Here is a 15672-nt window from a genome sequence, read left to right on the forward strand (position 1 = left end):
AAGATAAAGCCCTCATGACGAGGGCTTAACATTACTCAGCAATAAACTGATATTCCGTCAGGCTGGAATACTCTTCGCCAGGACGCAGGAAGCAGTCCGGTTGCGGCCATTCAGGGTGGTTCGGGCTGTCCGGCAGAAACTCGCTTTCCAGAGCCAGCCCTTGCCAGTCGGCGTAAGGTTCGGTTCCTCGTGACGGCGTGCCGCCGAGGAAGTTGCCGGAGTAAAATTGCAAAGCCGGAGCGGTGGTGTAGACCTTCAGCTGCAATTTTTCATCTGCTGACCAGACATGCGCCGCCACTTTCTTGCCATCACCTTTGGCCTGCAACAAAAACGCGTGATCGTAACCTTTCACTTTGCGCTGATCGTCGTCGGCAAGAAACTCACTGGCGATGATTTTGGCACTGCGGAAATCAAAAGATGTCCCGGCGACAGATTTCAGGCCGTCGTGCGGAATGCCGCCTTCATCAACCGGCAGATATTCGTCCGCCAGAATCTGCAACTTGTGATTACGCACGTCAGACTGCTCGCCGTCGAGGTTGAAATAGACGTGGTTAGTCATATTCACCGGGCAAGGTTTATCAACTGTGGCGCGATAAGTAATAGAGATACGGTTATCGTCGGTCAGACGATACTGCACCGTCGCGCCGAGATTCCCCGGAAAGCCTTGATCGCCATCTTCTGAAGTCAGGGCAAACAGCACCTGACGATCGTTCTGGTTAACAATTTGCCAGCGGCGTTTGTCGAACCCTTCCGGGCCGCCATGCAGCTGGTTAACACCCTGACTTGGCGAAAGCGTCACGGTTTCACCGCCAAAGGTATAACGACTATTGGCGATACGGTTGGCATAACGACCAATAGAGGCTCCCAGAAACGCGGCCTGATCCTGGTAGCATTCCGGGCTGGCGCAGCCGAGCAGCGCCTCGCGGACGCTGCCATCGGAAAGCGGAATACGGGCTGAAAGTAAAGTCGCACCCCAGTCCATCAGCGTGACTACCATCCCTGCGTTGTTACGCAAAGTTAACAGTCGGTACGGCTGACCATCGGGTGCCAGTGCGGGAGTTTCGTTCAGCACTGTCCTGCTCCTTGTGATGGTTTACAAACGTAAAAAGTCTCTTTAATACCTGTTTTGGCTTCATATTGTTCAGCGACAGCTTGCTGTACGGCAGGCACCAGTTCTTCCGGGATCAGCGCGACGATACAGCCGCCAAATCCGCCACCGGTCATGCGTACGCCACCTTTGTCGCCAATCACAGCTTTTACGATTTCTACCAGAGTGTCAATTTGCGGCACGGTGATTTCGAAATCATCGCGCATAGAGGCATGAGACTCCGCCATCAGCTCGCCCATACGCTTCAGGTCGCCTTGCTCCAGCGCGCTGGCTGCTTCAACGGTACGGGCGTTTTCAGTCAGGATATGACGCACGCGTTTCGCCACGATCGGATCCAGTTCATGCGCAACCGCGTTGAACTCTTCAATGGTGACATCGCGCAGGGCTGGCTGCTGGAAGAAACGCGCACCGGTTTCGCACTGTTCACGACGGGTGTTGTATTCGCTGCCAACCAGGGTACGTTTGAAGTTACTGTTGATGATGACGACAGCCACACCTTTCGGCATGGAAACGGCTTTGGTTCCCAGAGAGCGGCAATCGATCAGCAAGGCATGATCCTTCTTACCCAGTGCGGAAATTAGCTGATCCATGATCCCGCAGTTACAGCCAACAAACTGGTTTTCTGCTTCCTGACCGTTAAGCGCGATTTGTGCGCCGTCCAGCGGCAGATGATAAATCTGCTGCAATACGGTTCCGACCGCGACTTCCAGTGAGGCGGAAGAACTTAACCCGGCACCCTGCGGCACATTGCCGCTGATCACCATGTCCACACCGCCGAAGCTGTTGTTACGCAGTTGCAGATGTTTCACCACGCCACGAACGTAGTTCGCCCATTGATAGTTTTCATGCGCGACAATGGGCGCATCGAGGGAAAACTCGTCAGTCTGATTTTCATAATCGGCTGCCATTACGCGAACTTTACGGTCATCGCGTGGCGCACAGCTAATCACGGTTTGATAATCAATCGCGCAGGGCAGAACGAAACCGTCGTTGTAGTCGGTGTGTTCGCCAATAAGATTCACGCGCCCAGGCGCCTGAATGGTATGAGTGGCAGGGTAGCCAAATGCGTTGGCAAACAGAGATTGTGTTTTTTCTTTCAGACTCATTTCTTACACTCCGGATTCGCGAAAATGGATATCGCTGACTGCGCGCAAACGCTCTGCTGCCTGTTCTGCCGTCAGGTCACGCTGGGTCTCTGCCAACATTTCATAACCGACCATAAATTTACGTACAGTGGCAGAGCGCAACAGAGGTGGATAAAAGTGCGCGTGCAGCTGCCAGTGTTGATTCTCTTCGCCATTAAACGGCGCGCCGTGCCAGCCCATAGAATAGGGGAAGGAACACTGGAAGAGGTTGTCATAACGACTGGTCAGCTTTTTCAACGTCAGCGCCAAATCGCTGCGCTGGACGTCGGTCAAATCGGTGATCCGCAAAACGTGGGCTTTAGGCAACAGTAGCGTTTCGAACGGCCAGGCAGCCCAGTAGGGCACTATGGCTAACCAGTGCTCGGTTTCGACAACGGTACGACTACCGTCTGCCAGTTCACGCTGGACATAATCCACCAGCATTGGCGATTTCTGTTCGGCGAAATATTCTTTTTGCAGGCGGTCTTCACGCTCAGCTTCGTTAGGCAGGAAGCTATTTGCCCAAATCTGACCGTGCGGATGCGGGTTAGAGCACCCCATCGCCGCACCTTTGTTTTCAAAAACCTGCACCCACGGGTATGTTTTCCCTAGTTCTGCGGTTTGCTCTTGCCAGGTTTTGACGATTTCTGTCAATGCTGCAACGCTGAGTTCTGGCAGTGTTTTACTGTGATCCGGTGAAAAGCAGATCACCCGGCTGGTGCCACGCGCGCTCTGGCAACGCATCAGCGGATCGTGACTTTCCGGCGCGTCTGGCGTGTCGGACATCAGCGCCGCAAAGTCATTGGTAAAAACGTAAGTCCCGGTGTAATCGGGGTTTTTATCGCCTGTCACCCGCACATTACCTGCGCAAAGGAAGCAATCTGGATCGTGCGCAGGTAACACCTGTTTGGCTGGCGTTTCCTGCGCCCCCTGCCAGGGGCGCTTAGCGCGGTGCGGTGAAACCAGAATCCATTGCCCGGTGAGTGGGTTATAGCGGCGATGTGGATGATCAACGGGATTAAATTGCGTCATGGTCGTTCCTTAATCGGGATATCCCTGTGGATGGCGTGACTGCCAGTGCCAGGTGTCCTGCGCCATTTCGTCAAGAGTGCGCGTTACGCGCCAGTTCAGTTCGCGCTCGGCTTTGCTGGCGTCCGCCCAGTAGGCCGGAAGGTCGCCTTCGCGACGCGGTGCAAAATGATAATTAACCGGTTTGCCGCAGGCTTTGCTGAAGGCATTAACCACGTCCAGCACGCTGCTGCCTACGCCTGCGCCGAGGTTGTAGATGTGTACGCCAGGCTTGTTCGCCAGTTTTTCCATCGCCACGACGTGACCGTCTGCCAGGTCCATTACGTGGATGTAATCGCGCACGCCAGTACCGTCTTCGGTCGGATAATCGTTACCAAAAATCGCCAGCGAGTCGCGACGGCCTACAGCAACCTGGGCGATGTATGGCATCAGGTTATTCGGAATGCCTTGCGGATCTTCGCCCATATCGCCCGACGGATGCGCGCCAACCGGGTTGAAGTAGCGCAGCAGGGCAATGCTCCAGTCCGGCTGGGCTTTTTGCAGGTCGGTAAGGATTTGTTCCACCATCAGCTTGCTTTTGCCGTAAGGGCTTTGCGGTGTGCCGGTCGGGAAACTTTCAACGTATGGAATTTTGGGCTGATCGCCATAGACGGTGGCGGAGGAGCTAAAAATAAAGTTTTTGACGTTCGCGGAGCGCATGGCGCTAATCAGGCGCAGAGTACCGTTGACGTTGTTGTCGTAATATTCCAGCGGTTTTTGTACCGATTCGCCAACGGCTTTCAGCCCGGCGAAGTGGATCACGGTGTCGATAGCGTGATCGTGCAGGATCTCGGTCATCAACGCTTCGTTACGGATATCGCCTTCAACAAACGTCGGATGTTTGCCGCCTAAACGCTCGATAACAGGCAGTACGCTGCGCTTACTGTTACAGAGGTTATCAAGAATGATGACATCATGACCGTTTTGCAGTAATTGCACACAGGTATGACTTCCAATGTAACCGCTACCACCGGTAACCAGAACTCTCATAATTCGCTCCATCAGGCTTATGGTATGAAATAACCATAGCATAACAAAGATGCGAAAAGTGTGACATGGAATAAATTAGTGGAATCGTTTACACAAAAATTTAGCCATTTTCTATGCGCAATTAAATGATTATAAAACAGAGGGTTTATGAATGATTGCGCCTTTTATCTGAAAAAAAGCGCGTTTTCATGCCTGGATGCGTTAAACCGTAGGCCGAATAAGGCGTTCACGCCGCATCCGGCACAGTCACTCAATTTATTTTGGTAAGCGCATAACGATAGAGGTCACCGTCCGGCACGAACTCCAGACGATGGGTAATACAGGCTGGCGCATCTTCGGCGTGGTGTGAAACAAACAACAACTGCGTTTCACCTTCGCTAATCAGCACATCAACAAATCTACGGATAAGCTGGCGATTGAGTGGATCAAGCCCCTGCAATGGTTCATCAAGAATAAGCAAGGTCGGATGCTTCACCAGTGCCCGGACGATCAATGCCAGACGCTGTTGTCCCCAGGAAAGGCTATGGAAAGGGGCGTCTGCGGTGCGTTTATCAATGCCGAGAATATCCAGCCACTGTTGCACCAGTTTTTGCTGGCGATCCGAAACGGCCTGATAAATGCCAATCGAATCAAAATAGCCAGAAAGGATCACATTACGCACAGTGGTGCTGACGCGGTAATCCAGATGCAAACTACTGCTGACGTAACCGATATGCTTTTTGATATCCCAGATGGTTTCGCCGCTGCCACGGCGTCGTCCGAAAAGCGTCAAATCGTTGCTGTAACCTTGCGGGTGATCGCCAGTAATCAGGCTTAATAACGTCGATTTTCCCGCGCCATTTGGCCCGATAATTTGCCAGTGTTCGCCTGGATTCACCTGCCAGCTAAGGTTATTAAGAATGGGGCGATCATTATAAGAAACCACGCCGTTGTTCAGCACAATGCGCGGTTCGCTGGCGGGTAAGGCGTGACGTGCTGAAGGTTCATCTGGCTCTGGTAGCTGCACGCCAGCAAGTTTCTCGCTGTGCGCCAGTTGTGCGACGAGTGCCTGTTGGAACAGTTCTTCTTTCGCGCCAGTTTCCGCTAACGTGCAATCCGCCAGCACTCCGGCAAACTGGACAAATTCCGGGATCTCATCGAAGCGATTGAGCACCAGTACCAGAGTAATACCAGACTGATGTAACGAGGCGAGCAGTTTTGCCAGTTGCTGACGTGAGGCAACATCAAGGCCATCGAATGGTTCATCAAGAATCAGTAAATCAGGATCTGACATCAGCGCCTGACAGAGCAGGGTTTTACGCGTCTCGCCAGTGGAAAGGTATTTAAAGCGTCGGTCGAGGAGGGCGGTAATACCGAACTGCTGTGCCAGCTGCGCACAACGCTGTGCATCTTTAACGTCATCCTGAATGATCTCAGCCGTGGTACGCCCGGTGTCAGCTTCGCCAGGACTCAGCATATCGGTATTATTCCGCTGCCATTCGTCGCTGACGAGCTTTTGTAACTGCTCGAAGGAGAGACGAGTGATGCGGGAAAACTGGTTTTGCCGTTCGCCTTTCAAAAGCGAAAGTTCACCGGCCAGCGCGCGAGCCAGCGCCGACTTCCCGCTGCCATTTGAACCGACAAACGCCCAACTATCACCCGCGTTTAACGTTAGCTGAGACAATTGCAGCGTTTTTGTGTCGCTAAGACGAAACGTGCCTTGCAAAATTTGCAACGATGACATTTTGTATCCCATTTTTTGCAGCGATTACTGACAGGGATACGTGTTTCATAACAAATTGTCAACACGCTTAGCACAGCGTGGCGATAATTACGCTGTCGGCATTAAAGTAGGCCGTGACATTCTGCCCTTGCTCAAGAGAAGCTGCTTCATTTAACGGCACCGTAGCGCACAGGGTTTGCCCGTCGGGTAGCGCCATTAATACTTCGCACTGCTCCGCGCCGCGCTCAATATGACTAATAATGCCCGGCAATTGGTTGTCGGCGTTTTGTGCGACCGCCTTGTCCTGAGTAATACCTACCCACGGCGCTTTCAGCAGTATCAATACTTCTTTGCCTTCATCCAGACCCAGGCGCGCGCCGCTTTGCGCGGTAATCGCGACTTTTAATCGTGTTTTACCATCAGCCAGTAAGACATCAACATGCTGTTGAACGTCATCATGATCGCGGGCGGTGATGGTGCCGAACCACTGGTTACGGGCGCTGGTCTGCAGTGAAAAACGTGAGATAGCTGCCAGCAGGCTGTTCAGCGGCAGGGCGTCGTCGTCACTTAATACATCAAAGGCTTTTTGCTGGATCTGCGCCAGGAGGTCATAGAGCTGAATCAGCCGCTGACCATAGCGGGTCAGTACTGCGCCGCCGCCACCTTTACCGCCTGTTGCACGCTCAACCAGAATATGCTCACTTAACTGATTCATCTCGTTAATGGCATCCCAGGCACTTTTATAGCTGATACCGGCATCTTTCGCCCCCTGGCTGATAGAACCGGAAAGGGCAATGTGTTTTAGTAGCGAAATGCGGCGTGGGTCGGCAAAGAGCTTTTGTTGAAGCTTAAGGGTGAGAAGGATTTCGGCCTGCATAACAATGTCCTGGCAAAAGTCTTATTGTGACGGAAAACGAACGCCACGCAAAGCTGACCGCACAAAAGGGGAGTGCTTTTCTGTGCTTAGCGGTTAGAATAGTGACAGGACTATATCTGGAGTTGACCATGTTAGAGTTATTAAAAAGTCTGGTATTCGCCGTAATCATGGTACCTGTCGTGATGGCCATCATCCTGGGTCTGATTTACGGTCTTGGTGAAGTATTCAACATCTTTTCTGGTGTTGGTAAAAAAGACCAGCCCGGACAAAATCATTGATTCCCTAAATGCCCGCTTAGTCGGGCATTTTCTTTTTTCTCAACTTCCTGCTTTTCCTGCCGATATTTTTTCTAGCTACCTCTCAAAGGTTAACAATAACTGCTGGGAAAATTCTGAATCAGTCGTTATATTGTTGCCTACATAACGTTACATGAAGGGGTTACCAATGGCTCGTAAATGGTTGAACTTGTTTGCCGGAGCGGCGCTCTCTTTAACTCTTGCAGGCAATGCGCTGGCAGACGAAGGGAAGATTACAGTTTTTGCGGCAGCATCACTGACCAACGCAATGCAGGACATCGCTACGCAATATAAAAAAGAGAAAGGCGTGGACGTCGTTTCTTCTTTCGCCTCGTCTTCTACCCTGGCTCGTCAGATTGAAGCGGGTGCGCCTGCGGATCTGTTTATTTCTGCCGATCAGAAATGGATGGATTATGCGGTTGATAAAAAAGCGATCGATACTGCCACGCGCCAGACATTGCTCGGCAATAGTCTGGTCGTTGTAGCACCGAAAACCAGTGCACAGAAAGATTTCACTATCGACAGTAAAACCAACTGGACTTCGCTGCTGAATGGCGGTCGCCTGGCGGTTGGCGATCCGGAACATGTCCCCGCTGGCATTTATGCGAAAGAAGCACTGCAAAAACTGGGCGCATGGGATACGCTCTCCCCGAAACTGGCTCCGGCGGAAGATGTTCGTGGTGCGCTGGCGCTGGTTGAACGCAATGAAGCACCGCTGGGTATTGTTTACGGTTCTGACGCAGTTGCCAGCAAAGGGGTAAAAGTGGTTGCCACCTTCCCGGAAGATTCACATAAAAAAGTGGAATATCCGGTTGCTGTTGTTGAAGGGCATAACAATGCGGCAGTGAAAGCATTTTATGATTATCTGAAGGGACCGCAGGCTGCGGAAATCTTTAAACGTTACGGATTTACAACTAAGTAATGATACTGACCGATCCAGAATGGCAGGCGGTTTTACTAAGCCTGAAAGTTTCTTCCCTGGCTGTGCTGTTTAGCCTGCCGTTTGGGATCTTTTTTGCCTGGTTACTGGTGCGTTGCACGTTTCCGGGCAAAGCTCTGCTCGACAGCGTACTGCATCTACCGCTGGTGTTACCGCCCGTGGTCGTTGGTTACTTGCTGTTAGTCTCTATGGGACGGCGCGGATTTATCGGTGAACGCCTGTATGACTGGTTTGGCATTACCTTCGCCTTTAGCTGGCGCGGTGCGGTTCTCGCTGCCGCCGTCATGTCGTTTCCGCTGATGGTGCGGGCAATTCGTCTGGCGTTGGAAGGGGTTGATGTCAAACTGGAACAGGCCGCAAGAACACTGGGAGCCGGGCGCTGGCGCGTTTTCTTTACTATTACGTTACCGCTGACCTTACCAGGAATTATTGTCGGTACGGTGCTGGCTTTCGCTCGTTCGCTCGGTGAGTTTGGTGCAACTATCACCTTTGTTTCTAACATTCCTGGTGAAACGCGAACCATTCCTTCAGCCATGTATACTTTGATCCAGACTCCTGGCGGGGAAAGCGGTGCGGCGAGACTTTGCATCATCTCTATTGCGCTGGCGATGATCTCTCTGTTGATTTCAGAATGGCTGGCCAGAATCAGCCGTGAGCGGGCGGGGCGCTAATCATGCTGGAACTGAATTTTTCCCAGACGTTGGGCAACCATTGCCTGACCATTAATGAAACGCTGCCCGCCAACGGCATCACTGCTATCTTTGGCGTCTCCGGTGCCGGAAAAACCTCGCTGATTAACGCCATCAGTGGACTGACGCGTCCGCAAAAAGGGCGGATTGTCCTCAATGGTCGGGTACTAAATGATGCCGAAAAAGGTATCTGCCTGACGCCAGAAAAGCGTCGTGTTGGCTATGTGTTTCAGGATGCGCGGCTGTTTCCGCATTACAAAGTGCGTGGCAATCTGCGCTACGGCATGGCGAAAAGCATGGTCGATCAGTTCGACAAGCTGGTGGCGCTTTTAGGCATTGAACCGTTACTTGACCGTTTACCTGGCAGCCTGTCCGGTGGCGAAAAACAGCGTGTGGCGATTGGGCGGGCTTTGCTGACAGCGCCGGAATTGCTGTTGCTGGATGAACCGCTGGCGTCACTGGATATTCCGCGTAAACGCGAACTGTTGCCTTATCTGCAACGTCTGACGCGGGAAATCAACATTCCGATGTTGTATGTCAGCCATTCGCTGGATGAGATCCTCCATCTGGCAGACAGAGTGATGGTACTGGAAAACGGTCAGGTGAAAGCCTTTGGCGCGCTGGAAGAAGTCTGGGGTAGTAGCGTGATGAATCCGTGGCTGCCGAAAGAGCAACAAAGTAGCATTCTGAAAGTGTCGATACTGGAACATCACCCGCATTACGCAATGACCGCGCTGGCGCTGGGCGATCAGCATTTGTGGGTCAATAAGCTGGACGCGCCGCTGCAAGCTGCGCTACGTATTCGCATTCAGGCTTCCGATGTCTCGCTGGTTTTACAGCCTCCGCAGCAAACCAGCATTCGTAACGTGTTGCGCGCAAAAGTGGTCAATAGCTATGACGACAACGGCCAGGTGGAGGTCGAACTGGAAGTCGGGGGTAAAAAGCTGTGGGCGCGTATTAGCCCGTGGGCGAGGGATGAACTGGCAATCAGACCAGGCCTGTGGCTGTACGCGCAAATTAAAAGTGTGTCGATAACCGCCTGATTAAATCAGGTGGCTATAAATGAACTGAGCAATGCTGTCGGTGGTGTTATCTCCAATCACAATATTGGCGCGGGCTTTTACTGCGTCATCGGCATTGCCCATCGCCACACCCGTTCCGGCGGCTTCCAGCATACTGATATCATTAAAGTTATCGCCAAACGCAATCACATTTTCCATCGACCAGCCTTGCGCCTCAATCCATTTCGTCAGGCGTCTACCTTTGCTGTTGCCGCCGCGTGCAATATCAACCTGATCGTGCCAGGACCATTCGCACTCCAGTCCCAATTCATGTTCAACATGCTTACCAAAATGCTGCAATCGCGGCAGGTCATCGTGCGTCAGGGCGAACTTCCACACCGCCTTAACTTCTTGTGCCGTCTCGGCCAGTGAGGCAACCTGGGTAAAGGTAGGACGCTGTTCTGGTGGCAGGGTTTGCGCCCAGTTAGAAGTACGAATGACATGCCCGGTCGGGTGTTCATACACCATTGCATCATCCACATACATCAGGCCGTGAATGTGGTGTTCATTCAGCATCTCAATGAGTTGCAGGGCTTTGTTTACGGGCATTGGATCGGCTTCCAGCACGGTTTTTGCATGATAATCATACAAATAGGTGCCATTACAGCAAATAGCAGGTGTATCCAGCGCCAGCGCCTGATAAAAAGGATGAATAGCGACGTGATGGCGACCTGTGACGATGATTAATTGATAGCCTGCTTCGCGAGCGCGGGCCAGGGCTTCTATCGATGAAGGAAGCAAGGTCTTTTTCGGGGTCAATAAGGTGCCGTCTAAGTCGAGAGCAATCACGCGTGTGGTCATGGCGTATTCCAGATTAAGGTTAAGAATTTTCGTCTGAGCGAATGGTACACCGATACCACTATCGGACAAAATTCTGCGCTTTAATTCAGCATTCACCGCCAAAAGCGACTAATTTTAGCTGTTACAGTCAGTTGCTAAATGCAAAGGAGCATTCATGAAGCAAACAGTTTATATCGCCAGCCCTGAGAGCCAGCAAATTCACGTCTGGAACCTGAATCATGAAGGCGCACTGACGCTGACGCAGGTTGTTGATGTGCCGGGGCAGGTGCAGCCGATGGTGGTCAGCCCGGACAAACGTTATCTCTACGTTGGCGTTCGCCCTGAGTTTCGCGTCCTGGCGTATCGTATCGCCCCGGACGATGGTGCACTGACATTCGCCGCAGAGTCGGCGCTGCCGGGTAGCCCGACGCATATTTCTACCGATCACCAGGGACAGTTTGTCTTTGTAGGTTCTTACAATGCGGGTAACGTGAGCGTAACGCGACTGGAAGATGGCCTGCCAGTGGGCGTCGTCGATGTGGTCGAGGGGCTGGACGGCTGCCATTCCGCCAATATCTCACCGGATAACCGCACGCTGTGGGTTCCGGCATTAAAGCAGGATCGCATCTGCCTGTTTACGGTCAGCGATGATGGTCATCTGGTAGCGCAGGACCCGGCGGAAGTGACGACCGTTGAAGGCGCCGGGCCGCGTCATATGGTGTTCCATCCAAACGAACAATATGCGTATTGCGTCAATGAGTTAAACAGTTCAGTGGATGTCTGGGAACTGAAAGATCCGCACGGCAATATCGAATGTGTCCAGACGCTGGATATGATGCCGGAAAACTTCTCCGACACCCGTTGGGCGGCTGATATTCATATTACTCCGGATGGTCGTCATTTATACGCCTGTGACCGTACCGCCAGTCTGATTACCGTTTTCAGCGTTTCGGAAGATGGCAGCGTGTTGAGCAAAGAAGGTTTCCAGCCAACGGAAACCCAGCCGCGCGGCTTTAACGTTGATCACAGTGGCAAGTATCTGATTGCCGCCGGGCAAAAATCTCACCACATCTCAGTTTACGAAATTGTCGGCGAGCAGGGGCTACTGCATGAAAAAGGTCGCTATGCGGTCGGGCAGGGGCCGATGTGGGTGGTGGTGAACGCACACTAACCGTTGAGTTACCCGGCGCAGTATTTCCTGCGCCGGGGTATTACCCCATCTCCTGTAACGCATGTCTCTGGCGTTCGACGATATTGGTCCATAAATTGTCTTTATCATCAGTCCACAAATTAATCAGCAAGGCAAAAAAGCGTTCTGCTGCCGGAGAAAGCACGGCATCTTTGCGACGAATAATCCCCAATGTCCGACGTATAACGGGTTCCACCAGCGGGATACCAATAATAGAAGAATAGGGCGCATGAGGCATTGCCAGGCCAGGAAGCGCCGAAATCCCCAGTCCTGCTTCCACCAGTCCTAATGACGTCGAAAGATGACGCACTTCGTAAAACCAGTCCAGCTTCCAGGGTTTGTCGGACAATTTTTGCTCAATCAGCAGTCGGTTGCCGCTGGAGGAGCGCACGCCAATCATTTTGTAACCTACCAGTTCCTGCCATTCCACCAGCTGCTTTTTGGCTAATGGGTGGTCACGCCGACAGGCCAGCACAAACGGCTCGTTGACCAGTGGCGTAAAATCGATGGATGAATTTGTGATGTTGTTCATGTTTATGCCAAAGTCCGATTCGTTGCACAGCACCGATTCCATGCAATTATTCGTGCCTTGTTCCAGAATTCGCACTTTAATATTGGGATATAGCTCATTAAATTTGCCAATTGCCAACGGCAAGAAATAAAAAACAGCGGTAGGAATACACGCTAATGTCACCATACCACGATGATAAATATTCATATCGCGAATATTAAACAGTGTTTCATCGAATTTCTTTATTAATTCCCGCGCCTCAGGAAGCAACATTCTCCCCGCTTTTGTTAAAGTAACCTTGCGAGTTGTACGCTCAAAGAGTTGAATATGTAAATCCTCTTCCATCTTTTTTATTCTGCGCGTTAATGCAGGTTGCGTAATATTAAGTAATTTAGCAGCATTGTTAAATGAACTGGACTCTGCCAGCGTGACAAATGCTTTCATACTTGATAACTCATGCTTCATTATTACTCCGGAAAATGGAAGCGGTGCTTTTTAGTGATTTGCAGTTAAACCAGTTTAACTGCCTTTTAATCACTTAAATTAATGAAAAAATGTTATTAATCGTGAAGCTAAAGTCATTAGAGATGCTTTGCCCTTAATGTAACCATATCGCAATAAGTTATGTTTTTAAATTGAGGGCATTATTATGAAAAAAATACCCTGCGTGATGATGCGAGGTGGAACCTCGAGGGGCGCGTTCCTGTTAGCGGAACATTTACCCGAAAATCAAACGCAGCGCGATAAAATATTGATGGCAATTATGGGTTCCGGTAATGATCTGGAAATTGACGGTATCGGCGGAGGTAATCCGCTGACCAGTAAAGTCGCCATTATTAGCCGTTCCAGCGATCCGCGTGCTGATGTCGATTATTTGTTTGCGCAGGTAATCGTCCATGAGCAACGTGTCGATACCACACCTAACTGCGGCAATATGTTGTCTGGTGTTGGGGCATTCGCCATTGAAAATGGTTTGATTGCAGCGACATCACCGGTCACCCGCGTGCGTATCCGTAACGTCAATACAGGCACGTTCATCGAAGCCGATGTGCAAACGCCAAACGGTGTCGTCGAGTATGAGGGTAGCGCCAGAATTGATGGTGTGCCAGGGACGGCCGCGCCGGTCGCGCTCACTTTTCTGAATGCAGCAGGAACGAAAACCGGAAAAGTCTTCCCGACAGATAAACAAATTGATTATTTTGACGATGTCCCGGTGACTTGTATCGATATGGCGATGCCAGTCGTTATTATTCCGGCTGAATATCTGGGAAAAACAGGCTATGAATTACCAGCGGAACTGGATGCCGACAAAGCATTATTAGCCCGCATTGAATCTATCCGTCTACAAGCGGGTAAAGCAATGGGCTTGGGCGATGTCAGTAATATGGTTATCCCTAAACCTGTACTTATTTCTCCAGCACAGAAAGGTGGGGCAATTAATGTGCGTTATTTTATGCCGCATTCTTGCCATCGCGCGCTGGCGATAACTGGTGCTATTGCCATTTCCAGTAGCTGTGCGCTGGAAGGCACCGTCACCCGACAAATCGTCCCTTCTGTAGGATACGGCAATATCAATATTGAACACCCCAGTGGTGCGCTTGACGTTCATTTAAGCAATGAAGGTCAGGATGCCACGACGTTACGTGCATCTGTTATTCGGACGACTAGAAAAATATTTTCCGGTGAAGTTTATCTTCCTTGAAAAAATTCGTTGTCAGGATAAGGACAATCAATAAAGGACTTCTGTATGAGTCATACAGAAAGAACAGGATTTTAAATGAATAAGAAATCGTTATGGAAGCTAATTCTGATATTAGCGATCCCATGTATTATTGGCTTTATGCCTGCTCCGGCAGGATTAAGCGAACTGGCGTGGGTACTGTTTGGTATCTACCTGGCGGCAATTGTTGGTCTGGTTATTAAGCCATTCCCGGAACCTGTCGTACTGTTAATTGCGGTTGCCGCTTCAATGGTCGTCGTGGGTAACTTATCCGATGGTGCGTTTAAAACCACCGCCGTATTAAGCGGTTACTCTTCCGGTACAACCTGGCTGGTGTTCTCTGCGTTCACCTTAAGCGCCGCGTTTGTTACCACCGGCTTGGGTAAACGTATCGCCTATTTGCTGATTGGTAAAATTGGTAGCACAACCCTCGGGCTGGGTTACGTTACCGTATTCCTCGATCTGGTACTGGCTCCGGCAACACCGTCTAACACCGCGCGTGCGGGCGGCATTGTGTTACCGATCATCAACAGCGTGGCGGTGGCTTTGGGGTCAGAACCGGAAAAAAGCCCGCGTCGTGTTGGACATTACCTGATGATGTCCATTTACATGGTCACCAAAACCACCAGCTACATGTTCTTTACCGCAATGGCGGGGAACATTCTGGCGCTGAAAATGATCAACGACATTCTGCACCTGCAAATTAGCTGGGGTGGATGGGCGTTGGCCGCCGGTTTGCCGGGCATCATTATGCTGCTGGTCACTCCGCTGGTGATTTACACCATGTATCCGCCAGAAATTAAGAAGGTGGATAACAAAACTATCGCTAAAGCGGGTCTTGCCGAACTGGGACCGATGAAAATCCGCGAAAAAATGCTGCTCGGTGTCTTTGTGCTGGCGCTGCTGGGCTGGATTTTCAGTAAGTCTCTGGGGGTTGATGAATCCACTGTGGCAATCGTTGTTATGGCAACCATGCTGCTGTTGGGTATTGTGACCTGGGAAGATGTGGTTAAAAATAAAGGCGGCTGGAATACCTTAATCTGGTACGGCGGTATTATCGGTTTAAGCTCCTTATTATCAAAAGTTAAATTCTTCGAATGGTTAGCTGAAGTCTTTAAAAATAACCTGGCATTTGATGGTCATGGCAACGTTGCCTTCTTTGTCATTATTTTCCTTAGCATCATCGTGCGTTATTTCTTCGCTTCTGGTAGCGCCTATATCGTTGCTATGTTGCCGGTATTTGCCATGCTGGCGAACGTCTCCGGCGCACCGTTAATGTTAACTGCGCTGGCGCTGCTGTTCTCCAACTCCTACGGCGGCATGGTCACTCACTATGGCGGCGCGGCTGGTCCGGTTATCTTCGGTGTTGGCTATAACGACATTAAATCCTGGTGGTTGGTCGGTGCGGTACTGACGATATTAACCTTCCTGGTGCATATCACCCTTGGCGTATGGTGGTGGAATATGCTGATCGGCTGGAACATGCTGTAAATATACTCGTCATACTTCAAGTTGCATGTGCTGCGTCTGCGTTCGCTCACCCCAGTCACTTACTTATGTAAGCTCCTGGGGATTCACTCGCTTGTCGCCTTCCTGCAACTCGAATTATTTAGAGTA

Annotated in this window: 15 protein-coding genes; 7 read left to right on the forward strand and 8 right to left on the reverse strand. The window is 51.0% G+C overall.

Translation table 11 applies throughout. From position 1 onward, the window contains the following. Nucleotides 1-31: 31 nt before the first annotated feature. The 6 genes from galM to modE form a co-directional block, all read right to left on the reverse strand. Nucleotides 32-1072 carry a galactose-1-epimerase gene (gene galM / locus A7Z06_RS15455; protein WP_000931411.1) on the reverse strand — a complete coding sequence of 347 codons (1041 nt, stop codon included), beginning with the start codon at nucleotides 1070-1072 and terminating at the stop codon, nucleotides 32-34. Beyond that, nucleotides 1066-2214: a galactokinase gene (galK, locus tag A7Z06_RS15460; protein WP_000053447.1), complete on the reverse strand. Its 1149-nt coding sequence runs from the start codon at nucleotides 2212-2214 to the stop codon at nucleotides 1066-1068. Before galK ends, galM begins: the two co-directional genes overlap by 7 nt. A gap of 3 nt (nucleotides 2215-2217) precedes the next feature. Further along, complete coding sequence (galT, locus tag A7Z06_RS15465; protein ID WP_000191495.1) at nucleotides 2218-3264, reverse strand: galactose-1-phosphate uridylyltransferase; 1047 nt, start codon at nucleotides 3262-3264, stop codon at nucleotides 2218-2220. A gap of 9 nt (nucleotides 3265-3273) precedes the next feature. Beyond that, the gene (gene galE / locus A7Z06_RS15470; protein WP_001265450.1) at nucleotides 3274-4290 is read right to left on the reverse strand and encodes a UDP-glucose 4-epimerase GalE; all 1017 of its coding nucleotides are present in this window, start codon (nucleotides 4288-4290) and stop codon (nucleotides 3274-3276) included. A gap of 250 nt (nucleotides 4291-4540) precedes the next feature. Beyond that, nucleotides 4541-6013, reverse strand: coding sequence for a molybdate ABC transporter ATP-binding protein ModF (gene modF / locus A7Z06_RS15475; RefSeq protein ID WP_105279485.1), 1473 nt, complete (start codon nucleotides 6011-6013; stop codon nucleotides 4541-4543). 67 nt (nucleotides 6014-6080) lie between these two features. Beyond that, the gene (gene modE, locus A7Z06_RS15480) at nucleotides 6081-6869 is read right to left on the reverse strand and encodes a molybdenum-dependent transcriptional regulator (protein WP_001147441.1); all 789 of its coding nucleotides are present in this window, start codon (nucleotides 6867-6869) and stop codon (nucleotides 6081-6083) included. 128 nt (nucleotides 6870-6997) lie between these two features. Here modE and acrZ point away from each other — a divergent pair, with 128 nt between their 5' ends. The 4 genes from acrZ (at nucleotide 6998) to modC (ending at nucleotide 9837) form a co-directional block, all read left to right on the forward strand. Continuing rightward, nucleotides 6998-7147: a multidrug efflux pump accessory protein AcrZ gene (gene acrZ / locus A7Z06_RS15485; protein ID WP_000891515.1), complete on the forward strand. Its 150-nt coding sequence runs from the start codon at nucleotides 6998-7000 to the stop codon at nucleotides 7145-7147. 166 nt (nucleotides 7148-7313) lie between these two features. Beyond that, nucleotides 7314-8087, forward strand: a complete 774-nt coding sequence (modA, locus tag A7Z06_RS15495) for a molybdate ABC transporter substrate-binding protein (RefSeq protein ID WP_000113010.1) — start codon at nucleotides 7314-7316, stop codon at nucleotides 8085-8087. Continuing rightward, nucleotides 8087-8776, forward strand: coding sequence for a molybdate ABC transporter permease subunit (modB, locus tag A7Z06_RS15500; RefSeq protein WP_000604034.1), 690 nt, complete (start codon nucleotides 8087-8089; stop codon nucleotides 8774-8776). The genes modA and modB overlap by 1 nt, the downstream gene beginning before the upstream one ends. A 2-nt stretch (nucleotides 8777-8778) precedes the next feature. Next, entirely contained in the window at nucleotides 8779-9837 is a 1059-nt protein-coding gene (gene modC / locus A7Z06_RS15505; protein ID WP_000891678.1) for a molybdenum ABC transporter ATP-binding protein ModC, read from the forward strand. Here the strand turns inward: modC and ybhA are convergent, their stop codons facing one another. Further along, on the reverse strand, nucleotides 9838-10656 hold the full coding sequence (gene ybhA / locus A7Z06_RS15510) for a bifunctional pyridoxal phosphate/fructose-1,6-bisphosphate phosphatase (RefSeq protein WP_010347396.1): 819 nt from the start codon (nucleotides 10654-10656) through the stop codon (nucleotides 9838-9840). Nucleotides 10657-10810: 154 nt separating this feature from the next. On the opposite strand from ybhA, the gene pgl reads away from it, so the two are divergent. Continuing rightward, nucleotides 10811-11806 (forward strand): 6-phosphogluconolactonase, encoded by a 996-nt coding sequence (gene pgl / locus A7Z06_RS15515; protein ID WP_000815435.1) that lies wholly within the window; start codon nucleotides 10811-10813, stop codon nucleotides 11804-11806. Between the two features lie 40 nt (nucleotides 11807-11846). Here pgl and A7Z06_RS15520 read toward each other — a convergent pair whose 3' ends face one another. After that, nucleotides 11847-12800: a LysR family transcriptional regulator gene (locus A7Z06_RS15520; RefSeq protein WP_000679976.1), complete on the reverse strand. Its 954-nt coding sequence runs from the start codon at nucleotides 12798-12800 to the stop codon at nucleotides 11847-11849. A gap of 184 nt (nucleotides 12801-12984) precedes the next feature. Here A7Z06_RS15520 and A7Z06_RS15525 point away from each other — a divergent pair, with 184 nt between their 5' ends. Further along, complete coding sequence (locus A7Z06_RS15525) at nucleotides 12985-14037, forward strand: 4-oxalomesaconate tautomerase (RefSeq protein WP_000723674.1); 1053 nt, start codon at nucleotides 12985-12987, stop codon at nucleotides 14035-14037. A 75-nt stretch (nucleotides 14038-14112) separates the two neighbouring features. Next, nucleotides 14113-15546: an anion permease gene (locus A7Z06_RS15530; RefSeq protein WP_001036486.1), complete on the forward strand. Its 1434-nt coding sequence runs from the start codon at nucleotides 14113-14115 to the stop codon at nucleotides 15544-15546. Nucleotides 15547-15672: the final 126 nt, after the last annotated feature.

This window comes from Escherichia sp. MOD1-EC6819, assembly GCF_002965765.1.
Lineage (GTDB): Bacteria > Pseudomonadota > Gammaproteobacteria > Enterobacterales > Enterobacteriaceae > Escherichia > Escherichia ruysiae.